The following is a 20391-nucleotide window of genomic DNA, read 5'->3' as shown; positions in this document are numbered from 1 at the left end:
CTCAAAGCTGCGGCGGTTGACAGCCTATGTCGTGGTGACTGGCCTAACCCTCGCGACACTCGCCACCACCACCGTTTCTGCCTCAGCAGCCGACAGCGTCGGCCCTAACCTCGTCAATAATCCTTCCCTGGAAGTCGGCGCAACATTTCCTGATTGCTTCCAAGCTTCTGGTTGGGGAACTCCAGGAGCATGGAGCTTCTTACCCGGCCGAACCGGGGGCCGGGCGTTGAGCGTAAGTATCACTGGCTACAGCGCCGGAGACAGGAAAGCCATCCAGCAAGAATCGGTGGCATGCGCTCCCAAAGTTACCGCCGGACAGATTTACAACCTCGGCATCTGGTACCAGTCCACGGTTCAGGTATCCATCACCACCTTCAGACACACAGCCAGTGGCTGGACTTACTGGGGTGACTTGGGTCAATCCGCCGCATCCGCAGGATGGACTGAGGCAAAGGTTACTTCCCCTCCGATCCCAGCTGGCACCGATCAAATTGCCTTCGGCCTTTCCATCAGCGCTAACGGAACACTCACCACCGACGACTACTCACTGTTCGCTACCACCACCAATACGCCACCGCCACCACCCCCTGGTAGCGAACTCGTCGCTAACGGCACGCTGGCCTCCGGCAATCCGCTCCCAACCTGTTTCACAACCACGGGGTGGGGGACGCGCAGCGTTTCCCAGGCCATCTCGTCTGACATCCCCGCTACGGCTCCTGCAGATTCGCGCTCCTGGTCCATTACTGTCAGCGACTACGTCAGCGGTGACACAAAGCTGCTCCCATCCGAGGCGCCCACCTGTGCGCCGGCGGTGAAAGCCGGCAGCAAATACAACTTGTCCATTGACTACACCTCTACGTCTTCCCGTAACTCCATTACCGTATTCACTCACACAGCGGCCGGGTGGGGTTACTGGACAGACCTCGTCCAGCCGGCCGCATCCTCTACTTGGGCTCTTGCCGCGGCCACAACCCCCGTTATTCCGGCAGGAGTGGACGCCATCTCATTCGGGATGTCCATATCCGCCAACGGAACCCTAAAAACCACCAACTACTCGCTGAAAGAGGTGGTGGCACCGCCGCCACCGCCCGGTACGAGCCCCGCGACGGCGGGGTCCTGGCAGGTGTCCGAGGCTCCATTGCCGCTGCGGTCCATCCACTCCACACTGCTGAGTGACGGGAGGGTTCTCTTAATCGCTGGATCCGGAAATGAAGGGGCTGCATTCGACGCCGGCACGTTCAAAGCATCGGTCTGGAACCCCACCACAGGTGCTTTCACCGACGTACCCGTCCCGTACGACATGTTCTGCGCGGGCCACGTAACGTTGCCTGACGGCAAGATCCTAATTGGAGGCGGGACGGCAGCGTTCCCCGCTTCGGGCGAAGGCCCTACAACCTTCAAAGGATCAAAGAAGAGCTACTATTTCGATCCCGGCGACAACTCGTTCCACCCCCTCAACGACATGGCGGGCGGCCATTGGTACCCGACCATGACCAAACTTGGCAATGGTGACGTATGGGCGGCAGGTGGCCTCGATGAAAAGGCCGAAGGAACAGTTCTGACTGAAATGTTCCAAGCCTCAACGATGAGCTGGCTCGCATCGGGCAACGTCCCGCAGACATGGAGTTTCTGGGGCACCTACCCGCACATGTACCTGCTGGACGACGGCCGGATGTTCTACTCCGGCGGCCACACTTTCGGCAATGGACTACCAGGGACCGGAGCCTCCATCTACAACTGGCGAACAGCACAAATCTGGGACGTATCCGGGCTCCGCCAAAAGGATATGCGGGACCAAGCCGGTTCCGTCCTGCTGGGTCCGGCACAAGACCAACGGGTCATGATTGTTGGCGGTGGAAACACCGATACGAACGTTGCTGCAATCAACCTGGTGGACATCATCGACCTGAAGCAGCCCAACCCGGTGTATGTGCCCGGCCCTGCCCTCCCCGGCCCAGGAAAGACCTACGTCAACCTCCTAAACCTCCCCGACAGGACGGTGCTCGCCGCCAACGGTGCTCAACATAACCGCTCCGACGACGTGATGACAGCGGCCATATACCAGCCCACCACCAACGCGTGGTTAAGTATCGGAGCCGACCCCGTGGGCCGAAATTATCATTCTTCGGCGATCCTACTTCCGGACGGCAGGGTTGCCGTCCTGGGGTCGAACCCGCTGGACAACTCGTATGACACGCGGATCTCCGTTTACTCACCCAAGTACATGTTCAACGGGACACGGCCCACCATCACCGCAGCACCCACTACCGCATCGCGTGGACAGCAGATCACCCTGCAGACCACAGGCACCATTAGAGCCGCCCAGTTGATGTCCCCAATGTCGGCCACACACCAAACCGACACCAATGCCCGCCTGGTGGACCTGCCTATGACCACCAGTGGGGACACCGTCAGTGCGACCGTCCCCGCCAACCCCAACCTCGTGCCGCCAGGCCCTTACATGCTGACCGTCCTTGACACCAACAACCTTCCAAGCATTGCGAAATGGGTGTGGATATCATGACTGAAACTCGGAACCACGGCTGGCGCAACTACGCAGCCCGATGGGCGCGCAACAGCGTGATTACGTTAGGCCTGACAGCTTTGCTCGCGTTGTCCTACCACTCAGCGGTTGGTCCGGTCTCAGGCGCTCCTGTCCAAGCCAGTCATGATAGCCATTCGCTGGCTGCCTTGGCCAGCGTGCAGAATCCGTTACCCACAGCTGCGCAGACCAAGCCGTCTATGCCCAACCTGCCTCCTGCCGCGGCCGATGGCAGGGCTCAACCCGGGCCTGCAGACGCCGCTGATCCGGCAAACAGGGAGCAGACCTCCCTCGAAGCGGCTGCCGGCCGGGAACATCCGATAGGATCGAGGCCCTCGCCACAGGGACCCCCACCCCAGCTGCGAGAGAGCGTCTTACCTTCGCAGGTGTTCCGAGACGCAGCCAAGAACTACGGCGGCTGCCTTAAGGAATACGGCGACAACGGTCAATGTCTGCCAACCATTCCTCCCAGCCGTGCCCAGCACATTCATGACATGGGAGCAGCCGGGAACCCGAATGCCATGGAGCATCGCTGGTCCTGCGGTGAACTCCGCAAATACTTCCGCGATGGTCTAGCAGTGCGCCAAACGGGGAGCGACCCCCAGAACCTGGACACAAATGGCGACGGAAAAGCCTGCGGCGCTGGCGACCGCTAACCCGTAAACCGGAAGTCCTAAAACCTCCCATCGAAGCAGGGCCGTGTCCACCGGCCCTACTTCAGCTCACCCAGAAACTGTCCCGACAAGGCAATAGCCACTGCTACTGAACAGGTTCACACATGCTAATTACTGTCCTCACCCTTGTCCTCGGCGTCTTCATCACAGGCATATCGGTCGTGCTGTTTGTCATCGCTCTGTCCACGCTTTACGTCTCCACCCATGCCTGGTGGGACCCCAAGACTCAAGCTGCCACGTCCTACACAGAACTGCTACCCACACCCGGAGTGTCCTTTTCCCTCATCATGCCGTGCCGTCATGAAAGCGAAATGGTGATGCGCAGCACCTTGGACCATTTGTGCAACCAGGAGCATCCCGATGTTGAAGTAGTCATTTCCGTGGGCCACGATGATCCGGAAACAATCGCGGTGGCACGAAAGCTTGCCTTGGAGCGTCCAGACATGGTGCGGGTCAGTGTGGATGAGGGGGTGGTGAAGAACAAACCTAGACAGCTTAATACGGCGCTGGCGATGTGTCGGAAGGAGATTGTGGGGGTCTTCGACGCGGAGTCCATCGCAGCCCCTGATTTGCTCTTGCACGTGGATACCTGCTTCGTGGCCAGGAACGCCGACGTCGTTCAGGGAGCGGTGCAACTGGTCAACTACCGTGACACTTGGTATTCACTACGGAACTGCCTGGAATACTTCATGTGGTTCCGCTCCCGACTGCATGCGTACGCGAAACAGGGCTTCATCCCGCTGGGCGGTAATACGGTCTTTGTCCGGCGCGAAGTCCTTAGCTCCATCAACGGATGGGACAGCAACTGCCTCGCGGAGGACTGCGACCTTGGCGTGCGTCTGTCGGTCTTAAACCGCAAGATTGTTATTGCCTACGCGCCCCACTTGGTCACCAAGGAAGAAACTCCGGATTCGATCAGAGCCCTCGTCAAGCAACGGACTCGGTGGTCCCTCGGGTTTATGCAGGTCTTTTCGAAGCGTGACTGGCAGGCACTGCCCACGCTGAGGCAGCGGTGCGTTGCGTGGTGGACGCTCATGCAGCAGCACTTCATGGCGTTTGCCGGACTTTGCATCCCGCTGTCCATACTCACCGCGCTCTTTGGAAAATTTCCCATCCCAATCGCGCTACTGACCTTCGTCCCAATGATTCCGGCCGTCGCAGCCGTCGCGTTTGACATCTGTATGCTGCGCGAATTCGGCCGTGACCACGGGTACAAGATCCGCCTCTACGACTACATCCGACTTGTCTTGGGAACCCCGTTTTACCAGGTCCTGCTTGCGTTCGCTGCGCTTCGCGCCCTCGTCAAATTCCGGCAAAGTGACTTTAGGTGGGAAAAGACCATGCACGCAGGTTCCCACCTCGACTACCTGGCGACCCAATCATGAATGCGCTCCTTGCACCCACCCGCAAGCTCTGGGCGGCACCCATTTTTTTCGTCGGCACCCGTGACTTCCGCGGCGCGGCAAAAGACCTCTATTTACGCCTCCGTCCGGACCAGACGGCTGGCTTCCTGGTGGCCCTGGTGGCGGCGGTCCTCGGCTTCTGGAACATCCTCGACGCCCCCGGGTACCAGGACGACGAAGGCACTTATACTGCCCAGGCGATGTCCTCTCTTACGGGGAGCTTGGCGCCTTATACCTATTGGTACGATCATCCGCCGCTAGGGTGGGTGCAGCTCGGCGTCCTGTCCTGGGTACCCGCCTTGCTCGGTCAGGGAGATGAAGCATACGTAGGCCAAATGCGTTACGTGGTGGCTCTGTTTTTTATCGCCAGCACGGTGCTCGTGTTCCTTATCGGGCGGCGGCTGCGGCTCGCCCTGCCTTTCGCGGTACTGGGAGCTCTGCTTTACTGCCTGTCACCCCTGTCCCTGGTTTTGAGTAGGCAGGTGTTTATCGACAATGTGGGGGTGCCGTGGCTGCTGCTGGCGTTCTACCTCATGCTGTCGCCCCAGCTGAAGCTTTGGCACCATGTTGGTGCAGGCGTGTGCTTCGCCGTTGCCGTGCTGTCCAAGGAAACACTGGCTATCTTCGGGCCGGCCCTGCTTTTGGCCCTTCTGCACCGCCCGTATTGGGAGACGCGTTTCTTTTCGCTCATCGGGTTCCTCTCCGTAGGCGGTCTGGTCCTCGGCTTCTTCCCGCTGCTGGCGATCTTGCAAGGAGAACTTGTGGCAGGTCCGGGCCATGTTTCTCTGCAGGACGCCGTAGCTTACCAATTCGTGTCCCGGCCTGGATCGGGCAACCTCCTTGACCCAGCCTCCGGCAGGTATGAACTCGTCATGGGCTGGATGTACTACGACAAGCTCGTGATTCTCATCGGCGTGGCGGCGGCGTTGGTCTGCCTGCTGCGCCGCGAGGCAAGGTGGATTCCTGTCGGTCTGCTGCTGTTTTCGGCTCCTATTGTGATTGGACGTGGCTACCTACCAGCTATGTATGTCATCGCGGCCATTCCGTTCCTGGTGCTGGCCATTGCCGTTGCTGCGGATCTCACTGTGCGCAGGATCTCAAACCTTTTCCCGTTCAGCTCCTTCCGCCGCAGCAAGAATGTATCCGCATCGACGCCAGCAAGGTCTAACTGGCAGCCGATGGCCTTGGCTGCCACCGGAACGGCCGTGATTGTCGGTCTGTCCGTGGTGGTGGTGCCGCCATGGATCTCGATGAACCACACCTTGCTGATAAGCAACGAGAATGCCGATTGGAACAAGGCCCTGCAATGGTCAAAGGACAACCTGCCCGAGGATGAAGTCGCCTTGGTTCCCTACTCTATGTGGCAAGACATTAACGCCGACGGGCGGCACGACCCCTGGAAAGTGATCGCCTTGGAAAAGATGGATTTGGACTCCGACTTTGCTATTCACCACCCAAACGGCTGGCGGAGTATCGACTGGATTATTGAAGGCCCGCCTACGGAACGCAACATAAGGAACCTCGAACTCAAGAACGCCGGCCGAGCATTGGAGAACTCCCGCGTTGTTGCAACCTTCGGTAACTGGAAGGTGCGGGAAGTACTCAAAGGAGAAACATCATTGGCAGGGGAGGGGCGATGATTAGGCTGGCCGGGTTCCTCATCAGCACCAGAATCTCCCGCTTTGCGCTTATTGGGGCATCTGGGGCGGTGCTCAACATCCTCATCATGATGGCCCTGATTGGCTTCGGTACCAATTACATGAGTGCTGCCATAGTTGCGGGCGAAATCACGATAATCACCAACTTCATCCTGCAGGAGAAATTGGCGTTCGCGGACCTGTCCGACCACCGACGGCCATTGGCACACCGGTTCTTCCACTCGTTCACCTTCAACACGCTCGAAGCCGTGGCCAGAGTACCGCTCCTGTGGATCTTGGTGGAGTATTTCCACCTGCCCAGCCTGATCGCCCAAGCGGGAACCCTTTGTGCGGCCTTCTTCATCCGCTACGCATTTCACGTCAAGTTCGTCTATGCACGACAAAGCCTTCCCGTGTCAGCAAAACAGGTGCAAGCGCCCGCACTGTGGCGGGTGTCTCTGAAACGGCGTGGTGTGTCCCTGACCCGGCGAGACCCGGGGAAAGAGTTGGATCCCGCACCCAGCCACAGATTACCGGCTTCGTCCGTCAGCCAGGGAGAGACAAGGGTTGAGTGAACTATTGCTGTTGGCCGCGAGCGGGCTAACCCGGGAAGTGTTGGTGACTGTACGTGCCAGTGGCCAGTACGACATCGTGGGAATCCTCGACGACGACCCGGAGTTACTCGGCGTTCTTGTTGACGGTGCCCCTGTACTGGGTGCCATCGATGACGTCATCCGTTTTGAACGGGCGTTCCTCCTAGTGGGCCTCCCAGCGGGCCAGGAGAGAGAAGCCCTGGTGAACGCGCTTAGGCAACTGGGCGTAGACGACGGCCGGTACGCCACAGTGGTGGACTCAGACGTCCGGAGACCTGACTGCTGGCAAGTTGGTCCGGGAAGTATCCTGCTTCGCAATGCCACCATCGGACCGGAGGTTAAGCTGGGCAGTCATGTAGTGGTGATGCCGGGGGTCAATCTCGGCTGTGATGCGCAGGCAGCGGATTTTGCCACCTTGTCCACTGGGGCTTTGCTGGGGGACCGCGCGCGCCTCGGCCGTGCGGCCACCATCGGCAAAAACGCGGGTGTGGGCGACGGTTTATCTGTGGGGGACCAAGCAACCGTGGGCATGGGCGCTGCGGTACTCCAGGACGTGCCGAACTACGAAACGTGGGAGGGTGTACCGGCGCGCTGCTTCCGGGCTGGACGCGGCATAGGCTTCTGAGGAACCGGCCCGGTGCGGGTGCAGCGTCATCCCTCGGCCGCGCTGACGTAGTACCGGTTTTCGACGGGCGATGCTGGCCTATCCCCGACCGGGCAGGCGCTATGGAAGGTCCGTCCTTGGGTGTGGCAATGGTCCTGTGTGGGACAGTCCTGGCGCTACTGCCCGCGAACGCAACCACAGCCATGCGGCCAAGGCAGTCCGGACGATAGCCCACGCCGCCGCCAACACCAGGGCGGGCACAATAAACAGCCCGGCGTCCGGGACCGTGCGCACGATGACCGGCAGGTCGGCGTCGAAATGGCTTGGGATGTAGACCAGTCCCAGCCACAGAATGGCTGCGTCCAGCAGCAGGGGCAGAACCACGGCGGCAGCGATCCGGCGTCCCGGAACCGGCCGGCCGCTCCGTGCCCAGTGGTACAGCACACGGCCCACGACACCCAGCGACACGAGTTCCGCGAGGAGCGCCAGCAGTGCCACCGTCCAGCCGTACTGCTGAAGCGGCTCCTCCCGGATTTCCGCCGGCAGGGGAGCCTTGCCGTGGAGGATCCGCAGGACGTTGCTGTCCATGGCGCGGGCCAGGGAAGCGGTGGACTGGCTGGCACCGTTCACCAGCAACACAACGCCCAGGCGCTCGCCGGGAACCAAGGCCAGGAACGACTGCGTGTTGGACCACGAACCGGTGTGCTCCAGCACAAGGGGCAGCCCGTACCACTGCTCCTTGGGTGCCGCAGGGTCCAGGCTCTCCCACAGCGGCCGGGCGAACCATGCCATCGCGTACGAGCTGAAGCCGTCCACCGTGACCGTCGGTTTCAGGAGCGCCGCGGCGGAATCGGGGGAGACGACGGCCCTGCCGGCGTACCTGCCACCGGACAGTTCGGCGATGAGCAGGCGGCTCAGATCCTCCGCCGAGGAGTACATGGTGGACGAGGGCGCGCCCATCGAGGGGACCGGCATGTCAGCCGGACGCCAAACGGAGCTGAACCACTGGTAGTAACCCTGGGCTGCCCGGTTGGCCTCTGCATAATCTGCAGACGCATGGCTGTCAGCCATTTGCAGGGGCGTAAAAACATAGAGCTTCATGTACTGGGCGAAACTTTCACCCGTAACCGACTGCACCAGCAGGCCCAGGATGTCGTAGTTGAGGTTCGAGTAGGTGAAGGTTTTGCCCGGGTCATCAACGAGGACCGCGTCCGACAGCTCCCTGACACCCTGCTCCAGGGCCTGGGGGCTGCGGTCATCCGCGGCCTGGTAGGCGCGGCCGTCCCGTTCCGAAAAGCCCGCCGTGTGGTTGAGCAGGTGGGCCACAGTAATTTGTGCAGACTTTGTCTCGTCCGCGGTACGGAACCACGGAAGGTAGTGCTTCACCGGCGTGTCCAGGTCCAGCAGGCCGGCGTCCACCTGCTGCATCACGGCGACGGCGGTCAGCGCTTTGCTCGTTGAGGCGAGCAGCACCGGCGTCTGCGGGGTCATGGCGCGGCCGGAGGCGTCCGCCACGCCAAAAGCGGAAAGGTGGACCAGCTGCTCGCCCTCCACCACGGCCAGCTGAACCCCCGGCAGGCCCAGCTGCTCCATCTGTTCCTGCAGATACTGGTCCGCGGCCTGGAACCGGTCCGCACCTATTTGCGCAACGGAATTGTGCTTCTGCGGGGTGCCTGCCAGGGCAGCAGCGATCACCCCGAAGGCGATGACAACGGCCAAGGCCACCCGAACGACGACGGCGCGTGCCGCCGTCGTCCGCGTTTCCGCACGCCCGGCCACCGGGGCTGGTTAGAGCGTCTCGGGAATGGGGCGTCCCGGAAAAAGCGTGGCGTATTGTCTCCGGTACATGCCGCGCCCCACGAGTTTGTAGGCAAGGCGGACCGGCAAGGGGATTTCGTTGAACAGTTCCCTTCGGTCCGCGGGCGGGTTCGTGGCCAGCACCATTCCCAGGTAGGCGACCATGAATTTCTTGTCGAACTGTTTAATCCCGTGCTGTCCGATGTTCTTGTTCTCCTCCTCGGTCATCACCCTGTCCGCCACGGGCATCACCTCCGTGACCTCGCGCCGCAGATGAACCTTCAGGACAGCAGACAGATCCTCGTAGCGTGCGGCGAGTTCCGAGCCGGCCTCGAGGTCGGCGGTCTCGATCCAGCGCAGGCGGTTGGGCTCGATGTGCTCCAGCCGTTGGGTGACCTGCCGGTGCTGCTCCAGCATCTGCCCCACGTGCAGCGCGCAGGCCGGGGCCCGCTGCTCCAGCTGCGGGTACATCAGCAGGTCCTCGCCTTCGTGATGCACGTGGAGGACCTTGTCGAAGTTGCCGAGCACTTCCCCCACGTACGCGGCGCGGCCGGTGTCGCCGGCCTTGACGGAGCGCACCAGGCCGGGCGCTTCGTCGTAGGCCCACAGGAAGAAGCGGTGGATGCGCCGCATGGACGCGGACCCGGTGCACAGCACGGGCCCTGGCGGCAGGGGAGCAGCGGTCTCGCCGGGCTGCATGGTGAAGAAGTCGGTCATGTGATGGGCCCTCTCATGGACGTCATGCAGACCAGGACCTCTCCCCGCCAGCATCGTAACGCCTGCCCATGTGCTTCACAATGGCCCATGCTTCGTGCCGTGGTGAGCGTCCGACGGCGGCAGCGGTGCCGCCGCCGGACGCTCACCACTGAGACTCAGGTGATGGTGATGGTGAACTCCTTGTCCGTAGACGCGCCCAGATCGTCGGTGACCCGGACGGTGAAGGTGAAGGTGCCGGCCGTGGTGGGCGTTCCGGAGATGGTGTTCTCCCGTTTTGGCAGTTCCAGTCCTGGAGGAAGTTCTCCCGCGACCACCGACCAGGTGTACGGCTGGACGCCGCCGCTGGCGAACAGGTTGCCGCAGCAGTAGAACTCGCCCACCGTGCCGCCGGAGAGTGCCACCGTGGTGATGACGGGTGCCTCGGGCGGGAGGATCTCGATGGTGAAGGTCTCCGTGTCAGTGGCCCGGGTTTCGTCCTTGACTTGGACCATAAACGTGAAGGTGCCGGCCGTTGTGGGGACGCCGTTGATCAGCCCGGAGCTGCCGGCGAAGTCAAAAAGCTTCGTGCCTGGGGGAAGGTCTCCGTCGACGACCTTGAACGCGGGAATCTTGTTCGACGATGAACAGCCCGTAACGGTGATGAAGTACGTAAGTTCGGTCCCAACCTGGCCGGTAATCGGCTCAGTCTGGGGGTCGATGGTGCAGGTCGCGGCTTGGGCAGGCGGTGCGACAAACACCAGGAGCGGGAAGACAAGAAGGAAAAGCATCAACTTTCTCATGGGGACTCCTTGACGTGCGCGGGGTGTCTCCCCGCTGCTTCAAGAATCCGACCGGTCAAGCGGGCCGTCAACACGCACAATAGACCATGCTTCGGGCTCCTGTTTTCAAGTAGTTGGCCTTTCAAAGACAGGTACGCGATGCGCGGGTGCGGGCGCCTGGGGCTGCATAGACTCGGCGCATGGCAAATGTAATTGAGCGCAGGCACGGGCGCCGAAGAGGGCCAGGTCCTGCCAAGGGAAACGGCCAGCCGCTCGCTGTTTTGGGCGTCGTCGTCCTGATGATTGCCGCACTGGTGACCGCTTACGCCCTGATGCGATAGTCCAAGCTGATGCACGTCGTATTGCCGGCCCCGGAAGGGCAGGATTTCGATTGCCCGCATCAGTTTGTGGGACGTTGTGACGCGTGCAGCGGGTCATTAGCGGGACAGGGGGCGCTGGGTGGCTCCGGCACTTTTGACCCCTCCCGCAGTGGTCCCGCGGCCGTCACAGAAGCTCCGGGCGCAGCGTAGCGTCCTGGGAGAAGGCGTACGACGACGGCCGCGCGCCGACGTCGTGCGCCTCGCCGTGGAGGTTCCGCCCAGCCTTCACCCAGCGCAGTTACCGGAACGTTATATATGCTTGCTTGGTGGTTTTTAGGTCAAGCAGCGGAATTTCATCAGTCAACGAACGCGCGGCAGCTCCCGAAACGGGGCTCGTAGCCGGGCGCCAGCATGCCCTGGACGGGCTCCGCAGCATCGCCGTGGCGGGCGTCTTTTTCTTCCACACGGCAACGGAGCTCATCCCCGGCGGGTTCATCGGCGTGGACGTCTTCTTCACGCTGAGCGGGTTTGTGATCACCCTGCTGATCCTGAAGGAACGCCTCGCCACCGGGCGGCTGCGCCTCGGTGTTTTCTACGCCAAGCGGCTGGCCAGGCTGTGGCCCGCGCTGCTGGCGCTGTGCGGTGTGATCCTCGCGGTGGGCCTGCTCTTTCCCGCGTCGGGGTGGGGCGGCCAGGAAGGCTTCGTCCTGCCGGCCGCCGGGTACGTCATGAACCTGGCCCACTTCGGCGTGTTCGGCAACTCCATCACCGGCGAAACCCTCGGCCCCACCTGGACCCTCGCCGTGGAGGAGCAGTTCTACCTGGTGTGGCCGCCGCTGCTCCTGCTGATGCTCCGGTTCTGGAACTTACGCGCTGTCACGTGGATAACAGCCGGGCTGGCCGGTGCCTTCCTGCTGGAACGGTTCGTACTGGTTGCCCTCGGTGCGCCGCTGGGCCGCCTCTACAACGGGCCGGACACCCGCGCTGATGAGCTGCTGATCGGCTGCGCGCTGGCCCTGCTGTTCACCTGCGTCCGCCGGGGCTCAACACTCCACGGCTCCCTGCAGGCGGCTGCCCGGTGGGGTGCCCCGCTCGCGGCCGCCATCCTGGTGGCTGCGTTGTTCCTGTTGAAGGAACCGGACACGCCCGGCCTGTGGTTCGGTGTTTTCTGGACGGCCGGTCCCACGGTGCTTTCCCTGCTGGCGGCAGTACTGATCGGATCGCTGGTCCTGCAGCCGGCCGGCTTCATGGCACGGTTCCTCAGCCACCCTTGGCTTGCGGGCCCCGGCCGGGACCTCTCCTACGCCATGTACCTCTGGCACATCCCCGTCTACCTGCTGCTGATGCCCTTGGTCCCGGAGCTGCCTCTCCGTATCGCGCTCGCGGCGGCGCTGACCTTGCTGCTGGCCTGCGCGTCCTTCCGCCTGGTGGAGCAGCCGCTCCGCCGCTGGGCAAACGAAAGGCTGGAGCCCGCCGTCGTCCGTTCTGCCCCTGCGGAGGTGCCGGAGCGTGAACTGGACCCTGCTGGGCGGGCGACGTAATGTGCCTGCTTGCCCGCTGCCTGTTCTCTGCAGCGTCCTCCACCTGCGCGAATAATCTCCAGCGAATTTCCTTTGCCGAAGCACTTTACGAACCGGACGTGGCTTATTAAAGTCAGTTCTTGTCATAGTCCGGAGGGACGCTGAGGGGCGTCCGGGAAGGGGAATTGCATCACCGCTGACCGTTACCAGAAGACACATGACCACTACGTTGAAAGCCCCTCCTAGGAGGGGCTTTCCCTTTGCCGGTTGCCTTCCTTGTGGAAATCGACGCGTCGGCCGCGTGCCGCCGTCGTACGCTGCCTTCTACCGTAAGAAAACGTAGAAGACCACTGCCAGGCCGGGAAACAGGGCCTGTCCGATGGCGCTGGTCAGCAGGCGTTTTTCGGTGACCCACAGCCAGAATCCCAGGAAGATGTGGCTCGCGCAGCAGAAGAGCACTATCGCTGTCCCGCCGGCGGCGTTCCCGGTGTTCACCATCCACAGGCCCGCGGCGATGCCCAGGCCAAAGGTGATGTTGTAGGCGCCAACGTTCATCGCCCACATGCGCACGGCCGGAACGTTCTCAGGTTTGATCAGGAAGATCCGGTAGAAGCGGCGGTCACCATGAAAGACGATCTCCAGCAGCCCGACGGCGATCAGCGCCAGGGCTGTGCCGCCGGCGAAGATCTGGCTCAGCAGGTTCATCCGCGTACTTCCTCATTCCATGGGCCGCAGGCTTTTCGTGCAGAGTACGCCGCAGAGGCAAGGGCCATCAAGAGGATTTCCGGCCGTCCTAAGGGGTGGCTTTGCAGCGAATGTGAGGAGAATTAGGTCTGTGAAATGCATATATTAAGGAAGTTGCGCATTCCCGGGTAGGTTTACGGAATGACTGATCTTTGGGGAGATGAGTTCGAGGTGCTTTTTGACCTCGGAGGCGACAGTAATTCCACGGTGGCATCGCTGCATCGAATGACAAAAATAGCGGCGGCAGCCATGAGTTCTTCCACCAGGGCAGGCGTCGGCTGCGCCGCCTCCCTTTTACAAGGCAAGCAGCCACCGCTGGCCACGGCGAGCAATAAAGTAGCGGACCGGTGTGCACAGCTGGAAACCCGCAGCGGAGCAGGGCCTATTACCGAGGCAATGCAGGGCGGGATACCCATAATCCTCAGTGACGCCGCCACGGATGTGCGGTGGCCGGTCTATCGGGAACTCCTGAAAGCCGAGGGCTGTCACGGCGTCTATTCCATACCGATCAAACTGGACGGGGGCGCGCTGTGTGTCCTGACCTTTTTCGCCACTCAGCGGTATTTTTTCAGCCCCCAAACCATACGGCGGGCCACTCAAATCACTGACATCGCCTCGAGGAGCCTGAAACTGGCCTTTCGCGTCCAGGCGGCAGTGTCCAGGGCAGAGAACCTGCACGCCGCGCTGGAAAGCCGGACGTCCATCAGCATCGCCTGCGGGATCATCATGGGCCAGAACAGGTGCTCGTACACGGATGCCTTCGCCATGCTTGCCAAGGCATCCAGCCACAGGAACGTCAAGGTCCGCCAGGTGGCCGAAGACATCCTGGAGGCCCTGCCGGGTGGCATCCCGGCGGCGCATTTTGGCAATTAGCCGGGATATCGCGGTTGCTTGAGAACACAGAGGACCAGATTTCCCCAATGTTTTCTCAGGGTGGTTATTCCAGTCTTTAGCCATGTCAATTACACGCCGGCAGGCATTGCAAATAGGTGGAGTTGGAATCATCGGCGCCTTTGGTCTGGCGGTGCCGTTGACGTCGGTGGATGCGAAGTCGGCTAGCCGGCTGGCGCCCAGCAACATGCCCAGGCCCTTCCAGCGGGCCCTCGAGGTGCCCTCGGTGCTTGCGCCGACGCGCACCACGCTGGACCCGGACGGCCACAAGCGGCATCATTACCGGATTGAGCAGAAGCTCGGTGCGGCCAATATTGTTCCAGGCTTGAGCACACCCATCCTTGGCTACAACGGGACGTTCCCGGGCCCCACCATCAAGGTGAACCAGGGCGAACGCATCACCCTGATGATGGACAACATTTTGCCGCTGTTCCATCCGCAGTGGGGCTACCGGCTGGATACGTCCACCCACCTGCACGGGTCGGCGTCGCTGCCGCAGTTCGACGGGTACGCCAACGACCTGACCGGGCTTGGCTTCTGCAAGGACTACGAGTACCCGAACTTCCAGCCGGCACGCACCCTCTGGTACCACGACCATGCGGTCCACAACACGGCGCAGAGTGTCTACTCCGGGCTCGCAGGCCAGTACCACATGCATGACGACGTGGAACGAAGCCTGCTTCCCCAAGGCAAGTTCGACGTGCCGCTGACTGTATCCGACGCCATGTTCGCGGCCGACGGACAACTGGCCTATGACGACAACACCCACTCCGGCCTCTGGGGCGACGTCGTCCTGGTCAACGGGGCACCGTGGCCGGTGATGAAGGTCCAGCGGCGGATCTACCGCTTCCGCATCCTCAATGCCTCGATTGCACGTTCCTACCGTTTCTCCTTGAGCACGGGGGATCCGGTGACGATGGTGGCCACCGACGGCGGCCTGATGCCCACTGCCCAGCAGGTGTCGTCGTGGCGGCATAGCGGCGGGGAGCGCTACGAGGTCCTCATCGACTTTTCCAAGTACCCGGCCGGAAAGCGCGTGGAACTGCGCAACCTGTCCAATGACAACAACGTGGACTACGACTTCACGGGCAAGGTCATGGCCTTTGATGTAACCGACGAACCGGTGGACACCTCCGGTCCGGCCGCAAAGGTCATGCCGACCCTGCTCACCCCGAGCGGGCCCATGAGCCTGACACCTTCCCAGTCCGTGAAAAGCCGTCACATGCGCGTGAAGCGGGACAACGACATATGGACCATCGGCGGCATGACGTGGGACGAGGTGGTGGAAAGCGGCTACAAGAAGGTCCTGGCCGATCCGGACCTGGACGATGTGGAAATCTGGACCATCGAAAACAGCTCCGGCGGATGGTTCCATCCCGTCCACATCCACCTGGTGGACTTCCAGATCCTCAGCCGCAACGGGCGGCCCCCCTTCGCCTATGAACGCGGGCCCAAGGACGTTGTGTACGTCGGCGAGGGCGAGACGGTCCGGCTGCTCATGAAGTTTGAGCACCACCGCGGCAGGTACATGATCCACTGCCACAACCTCCCGCATGAGGACCACGACATGATGGCCCAGTTCAGCGTGGGCATCGACACGAACGATCCCGACCCCAACCACCCCATCGATGCCTCGAAGCCGCATCCGATCAACCAGACTGCACCGGTGGAGGAACCGGTGGAGGAACCCACGGACGAGCCGACAACGGAAACGCCGGAACCAACCGCCAGCGCAACCGCGACCGCCGAGCCAACGGATCCGGCCACCACCGCCCCGGCGGAGCCGACGGCGACAGCAACCCCGACGGCAACCACCGACGTCCTCACCATCACCACCGCGCGGCACCGGCTTAACAAGGACATGGACGTTGCGGGAACCTCCAGGATCGACGGGGCCGTCCCCACCGGTTCAGCCTCGGTGAAGGTCTATGACGTCACGCCCGGCCGTGCCGAAACCCTGCTGGGAAGCGTACCCATCAATTCCCTGGGCAGCTGGTCCATGTCAGCTAAGCCCGGCCCGCGCCAGCAGGTCACATCCGTCAGGGCTGTATCGAGCCGCGGCGGAACGGCCACCCGCCGGGTGGATACCCGGTAACAGGTTCGAAAGCCCTCGGCGGTCTTACCGCCGGGGGCCGAACCATGCCGTGAGCGCTTCGGGGAGCCCGGCCGGGGTGCCGTCGCCCACCCAGGCCACGTGTCCGTCGGGCCGGATTACGACGGCGGCAGGCGGCGTTACGCTTCCGACGACGGGCAGTTCCCAGGGTCCGGAGTAGGTGGCAGCGACGTGCCGAACCCGGCGGGTCCAGGGGGAGATGTCGAGGCTGTCCGGCGCACCGAAGTTGAGTAGCACCGGTGCGGCGTGGTGGAGCAGTTCGAAGACTCGTCGGGGGCCATCGGGCGTGGTGAGGTCGAAGTCCGGCATGCGGCGCCCGAGCAGGGGATGGCCATCGCCGAGGTTGTATGTGACATCAAGCCCGCACAGAAGCCCGGCGAGCTGCTTGCGTGGTCCTTCGAAGCTCAACAGCTCCGAGAAAGTGTCACGCATCGCCACGGTCCGGTCGTCGCCCCGCTGGAGGAGGGCCTGGACCATCACGTTCTTCAGGACGCGTGCCGTGGCGGGGTGCCGCTCGGCATGATAGCTGTCCAGGAGGGTATCGGGGGAGATGCCCCGGACCACCTGGGCGAGCTTCCAGCCGAGGTTCACCGCGTCCTGTACGTCGAGGCCGATTCCCTGCCCGCCGGTCGGCGGATGCACGTGGGCGGCGTCCCCGGCGAGCAGCACCCGCCCGCACCGGTACTCGGCGGCCTGCCGGGTGGCATCGGTGAACCTTGAAATCCACAACGGACTATGAACCCCGAAGTCCGTCCCGTACACCGCCGTCAGCGCTTTGCTGAGGTCCGCCAGCGTGGGCTCGGCGGTGGGGCCCAGGTGTGCTTCCGTGACGACAATTCCTACCGTCCGCCCGTCCTCCGTCGTGTTGATCCCGTGGATCCCGACGTCGTCCTGCCGCATGCCCGTGGGCGGCTCGCCGGTCACCGCGGCTTCGGCGATGAGGTGGCTCCGGGTCGCCTCCGGCCCGATGAACTCGATGCCGGCCGCCTTGCGTATGACACTGCGCCCACCGTCGGCCCCCACCAGGTATGCCGTCCTGAGCGGGTGGCGCCCGGGATGTGAATGTCGACGCCGGCTTCGTCCTGGGTGAAGCCGGTTACCTCGATTCCGCGCCGGATGGGCACTCCCAGCTCCTCCACCCACATGCGCAGGATCCGCTCGATATGGCTCTGCGACAGCCCCAACGTGTATGGGTGGCGGGAAGGGAAGCCCGCTATTTCAAGTGGAGTGTCGGCGAAGCGCAGCACCGGAACCTTCTGTCCCTCGGCAAGGAAACGGCCGGCGAGGCCGCGCTGGTCGAAAATCTCGATTGTCCGCGAATGGAACCCGCGGGCACGGGTGCCCACCAGGTCCGGCGTTGCCCGCCGTTCCAGGACGGCAGTGTCCACCCCCGCCAATGCCAGCTCTCCCGCCAGCATCAGGCCGGTCGGCCCGCCTCCAACGATGGTCACGTCGGGCATGCGCGCCCCCCTTCCTGTCCGGACCCGCCCCAGGAGTCTAGGACGCCACATGGACCTTGCCGCAAGGCCCGTCCTCCGCTTTATCCTGAAAATAGGGGGATTACGGGGTGCGGCCCAGAACGCGTAATTTCGCCTCCGCACCGGGCTACCTAGGTTTGTCCAATCGTTTGAGGTAGATCCACGGCCATTCACGTTTCACCAGCACAAACGCCTTACGGCCCAGTGGTTTTGCCCGAGTACAGCCACGTTTCGCCCGCATGGCCTCTGAGTATCTGCTCACAAGTACTAAGTAGTCAGACGAAGATAGCCGGCGTGGAAGCAAGTAGTGACCACTGTTGTTCGGCCTTTTTCCCGCCAATTCAATGGAAACCAGCAGTACTCAATTACTCGGGGGGCACATCGTGACTATTTTGGAGATGGCGAAGAAGAGCGGCGGTCCGGGGCAGGTTCCCGCATCACCGCAGGCACCGGTGCTGACGATTTCGGTTTTTGGTCCGTTGACCATCCGCCGCGGGAATACGGAGCTGGGCTCGAACGACCTTGGCGGGCCCAAGCCCCGGCAGGTGCTGGAGATCCTTTTGTTGAACTTCGGCTCGGCGGTGTCCAAGACCCGCATCATGGACCTGCTGTGGGGTGACAATCATCCGTCGGTGGCGTTGCCCACCTTGGAAAGCTATGTCAGTGTCCTGCGGCGGCATTTGCAGCCGGGGTCCGGCCGGGGCGGGCCGCTGCGGACGGTCACCGGCGGTTATGCGATTGACCGGTCGTTGGTGGACCTGGACCTGAACCGGTTCGACACACTGACCAAGCAGGCCAGCCAGGCCGATGCGCCGGCAGCGCTGGCACTGCTCACCGAAGCACTCCAGATCGCTTCGGCCCCGCTGCTGGGGGATGAGCTGCTGCCGGCCTGGGCTGAGGAGGAACGGGCCCTGCATGCAGCCCGGGTCAGCATGGTCCGGGTCCAGGCGGCTGAGACTGCGCTGGCCGTGGGGGACCTGGGCAAGGCTATTGTGTGGGGCGGCGCGGCGGCAAAGGAAGATCCCCTGAATGAGCGGGCCTGGACAGCCCTGATTCTGGGGCTGGAACGCAACGGCGAGAAAACAGAGGCGCTGCGGGCGTATGACCGCTGCCGCAAGGTGTTGGACGAGGAACTGGGCTGTGCGCCGAGTCCGGCGCTGAAGGAGGCGCACGCGAGGCTCCTGACCAGCACTGCGGCAGGGCACATGCCATCCGAGGGCAGGACCCGCATCCACGTGGTGGCCGAAAGCCGTGGCGTTGCCCCGGTGGTGACTGAGCAGGAAACCGAACGGCTGCGGATCCTGATCGTTGATGACCACACCACCTTTTCGGACCTGCTGGCCGGGGCACTGGATCGGGAGCCGGACCTGAAAAGTGTGGGGGCGGCGAAGTCGGTGGAATCCGCGGTGACCATGTTCCGCGAGCTGCAGCCCGACGTCGTAATTATGGACCTTCACCTGACGGACGGGTCGGGCCTCGAAGCCGCCGGACAAATCCTCTCGGAAGCACCTGAGGCGCGGATCATCATGCTCACCGGCAACCCGTCACAGGAAACCTTGGGTGAGGCTGCCCGGATGGGTATTTGCGGGTTCCTTCCGAAAGACGGCGGGTTGGGCGTCATGCTGGATACCCTGCGGCACGCGCATCCCGGCAGCATGATTGTCCACCCGTCGCTCTTTGCGGGCCTGGTGGGTGCTGCCTGACCCTACCGGTTCATCGTTTGAAATGAACGGCGGGAGCGCCGCCCGGGAGGTCGTCGAGGATGGTCTCCGCCACGTCCTTCGGATGCGCGTTGTTGTTGCTGGAGGCTTCGACGAGGATGCCGAACGCTTCGTCATAGGAGCAGCCCTCCCTTGCCATGATGACGCCACAGGCGACATCAATGGATGTACGGCCCTTGATGGCCGAACGCAAATGATTCGCCCTGGTTATTGCCTGCATGACCTCATTGGCTGCCACCAAGCTCGTGGCGGCGACTGCACCGAAGGCCATGGCTTTGCTCAAAACTCCGGGCGTAAAGATGCCGCCCTTTGTGGCAAGGAGCGTCATCGCGCCAAAGTGTCCGGCTGACAGTTGCAGCGGCACTGATGCCACGGACCGGTATACGGACATCCGTAACCGTTCCCGGTAGGCCGGCCAGCGCGCACCTCCTGAAGCGGCGTTGACGACGACAGCCAGCCGCCCGCCCAGGGCCTGCGCCACGGGCCCGTCACCGGTCTCCTGGTCCCATGCGGCAAGGCCGGAGGCACGGTTGGAGTTGCCGGCACTCAAAGGGACATCTTCCGGACGGATCAGAGTCACGGCACAGTCGAAGGCGTGGCCGGTAGCCTGCAGAAGTGCTGATTTAGCAGTCAGGGCTAGTAACCATAGGGAATCATGCTCCGTGTCGGCATGGACATCCAGCAGGAATTTTGCCGGGCTTTCCCACCACTTATCCTGTGCAAAGGTCTCATCCCGGGCCGCCCCAGAGGATGCCGGGGCCGGTGACTGCCCGCGGGACCACGCTGTCCCGCTGCTGCCTCCGTCACCGGCCCCTGCCTGATACCGTGCCCCGAGCACGTTCAGCTCACTACTCATGACCTGCCCCCCTGACAGTCAGA

At 62.8% G+C, this 20391-nt stretch carries 16 protein-coding genes and 1 pseudogene; 10 read left to right on the top strand and 7 right to left on the bottom strand.

Annotated features, from left to right (window positions below):
* Nucleotides 1-991 precede the first annotated feature (991 nt).
* From ACZ9BC_RS13590 to ACZ9BC_RS13570, 5 genes are all read left to right on the top strand, one after another.
* The gene (locus ACZ9BC_RS13590; RefSeq protein WP_476246361.1) at nucleotides 992-2524 is read left to right on the top strand and encodes a galactose oxidase-like domain-containing protein; all 1533 of its coding nucleotides are present in this window, start codon (nucleotides 992-994) and stop codon (nucleotides 2522-2524) included.
* 796 nt (nucleotides 2525-3320) lie between these two features.
* Nucleotides 3321-4601, top strand: a complete 1281-nt coding sequence (locus ACZ9BC_RS13585) for a glycosyltransferase (protein ID WP_476246360.1) — start codon at nucleotides 3321-3323, stop codon at nucleotides 4599-4601.
* Nucleotides 4598-6259: an ArnT family glycosyltransferase gene (locus tag ACZ9BC_RS13580; RefSeq protein WP_476246359.1), complete on the top strand. Its 1662-nt coding sequence runs from the start codon at nucleotides 4598-4600 to the stop codon at nucleotides 6257-6259. Before ACZ9BC_RS13585 ends, ACZ9BC_RS13580 begins: the two co-directional genes overlap by 4 nt.
* Nucleotides 6256-6831: a GtrA family protein gene (locus ACZ9BC_RS13575; protein WP_476246358.1), complete on the top strand. Its 576-nt coding sequence runs from the start codon at nucleotides 6256-6258 to the stop codon at nucleotides 6829-6831. Before ACZ9BC_RS13580 ends, ACZ9BC_RS13575 begins: the two co-directional genes overlap by 4 nt.
* A complete protein-coding gene (locus ACZ9BC_RS13570) occupies nucleotides 6824-7474 on the top strand; it encodes a DapH/DapD/GlmU-related protein (RefSeq protein WP_476246357.1) in 651 nt (216 codons plus the stop codon). The genes ACZ9BC_RS13575 and ACZ9BC_RS13570 overlap by 8 nt, the downstream gene beginning before the upstream one ends.
* Before the next feature lie 99 nt (nucleotides 7475-7573).
* Here ACZ9BC_RS13570 and ACZ9BC_RS13565 read toward each other — a convergent pair whose 3' ends face one another.
* The 3 genes from ACZ9BC_RS13565 to ACZ9BC_RS13555 form a co-directional block, all read right to left on the bottom strand.
* Complete coding sequence (locus tag ACZ9BC_RS13565; protein WP_476246356.1) at nucleotides 7574-9232, bottom strand: serine hydrolase domain-containing protein; 1659 nt, start codon at nucleotides 9230-9232, stop codon at nucleotides 7574-7576.
* Nucleotides 9233-9241: 9 nt separating this feature from the next.
* Nucleotides 9242-9967: a hemerythrin domain-containing protein gene (locus tag ACZ9BC_RS13560; protein WP_476246355.1), complete on the bottom strand. Its 726-nt coding sequence runs from the start codon at nucleotides 9965-9967 to the stop codon at nucleotides 9242-9244.
* A gap of 155 nt (nucleotides 9968-10122) precedes the next feature.
* On the bottom strand, nucleotides 10123-10746 hold the full coding sequence (locus ACZ9BC_RS13555) for an Ig domain-containing protein (protein ID WP_476246354.1): 624 nt from the start codon (nucleotides 10744-10746) through the stop codon (nucleotides 10123-10125).
* Between the two features lie 179 nt (nucleotides 10747-10925).
* On the opposite strand from ACZ9BC_RS13555, the gene ACZ9BC_RS13550 reads away from it, so the two are divergent.
* Nucleotides 10926-11066 carry a hypothetical protein gene (locus ACZ9BC_RS13550; RefSeq protein ID WP_176156809.1) on the top strand — a complete coding sequence of 47 codons (141 nt, stop codon included), beginning with the start codon at nucleotides 10926-10928 and terminating at the stop codon, nucleotides 11064-11066.
* Between the two features lie 305 nt (nucleotides 11067-11371).
* Complete coding sequence (locus ACZ9BC_RS13545; protein ID WP_476246353.1) at nucleotides 11372-12586, top strand: acyltransferase family protein; 1215 nt, start codon at nucleotides 11372-11374, stop codon at nucleotides 12584-12586.
* Between the two features lie 303 nt (nucleotides 12587-12889).
* Here the strand turns inward: ACZ9BC_RS13545 and ACZ9BC_RS13540 are convergent, their stop codons facing one another.
* On the bottom strand, nucleotides 12890-13270 hold the full coding sequence (locus ACZ9BC_RS13540; protein ID WP_476246352.1) for a DUF1304 family protein: 381 nt from the start codon (nucleotides 13268-13270) through the stop codon (nucleotides 12890-12892).
* Nucleotides 13271-13450: 180 nt separating this feature from the next.
* Here ACZ9BC_RS13540 and ACZ9BC_RS13535 point away from each other — a divergent pair, with 180 nt between their 5' ends.
* On the top strand, nucleotides 13451-14182 hold the full coding sequence (locus ACZ9BC_RS13535; RefSeq protein ID WP_476246351.1) for a GAF and ANTAR domain-containing protein: 732 nt from the start codon (nucleotides 13451-13453) through the stop codon (nucleotides 14180-14182).
* An 82-nt stretch (nucleotides 14183-14264) separates the two neighbouring features.
* Entirely contained in the window at nucleotides 14265-16295 is a 2031-nt protein-coding gene (locus ACZ9BC_RS13530) for a multicopper oxidase family protein (protein ID WP_476246350.1), read from the top strand.
* Nucleotides 16296-16319: 24 nt separating this feature from the next.
* Here ACZ9BC_RS13530 and ACZ9BC_RS13525 read toward each other — a convergent pair whose 3' ends face one another.
* Nucleotides 16320-16622: an aromatic-ring hydroxylase C-terminal domain-containing protein gene (locus ACZ9BC_RS13525; RefSeq protein ID WP_476246495.1), complete on the bottom strand. Its 303-nt coding sequence runs from the start codon at nucleotides 16620-16622 to the stop codon at nucleotides 16320-16322.
* A gap of 231 nt (nucleotides 16623-16853) precedes the next feature.
* Nucleotides 16854-17731, bottom strand: a pseudogene (locus ACZ9BC_RS13520) (FAD-dependent monooxygenase); the annotation flags it as partial.
* A gap of 443 nt (nucleotides 17732-18174) precedes the next feature.
* On the opposite strand from ACZ9BC_RS13520, the gene ACZ9BC_RS13515 reads away from it, so the two are divergent.
* Complete coding sequence (locus ACZ9BC_RS13515; RefSeq protein ID WP_476246349.1) at nucleotides 18175-19494, top strand: BTAD domain-containing putative transcriptional regulator; 1320 nt, start codon at nucleotides 18175-18177, stop codon at nucleotides 19492-19494.
* 10 nt (nucleotides 19495-19504) lie between these two features.
* Here ACZ9BC_RS13515 and ACZ9BC_RS13510 read toward each other — a convergent pair whose 3' ends face one another.
* Nucleotides 19505-20368, bottom strand: coding sequence for an ANTAR domain-containing protein (locus ACZ9BC_RS13510; protein WP_476246348.1), 864 nt, complete (start codon nucleotides 20366-20368; stop codon nucleotides 19505-19507).
* Between the last annotated feature and the right edge of the window lie 23 nt (nucleotides 20369-20391).

The organism is Pseudarthrobacter sp. TE3704, assembly GCF_056279405.1.
The sequence above is the reverse complement of the archived record's forward strand: the minus strand, read 5'-3'. Positions and strand labels throughout refer to the sequence as shown.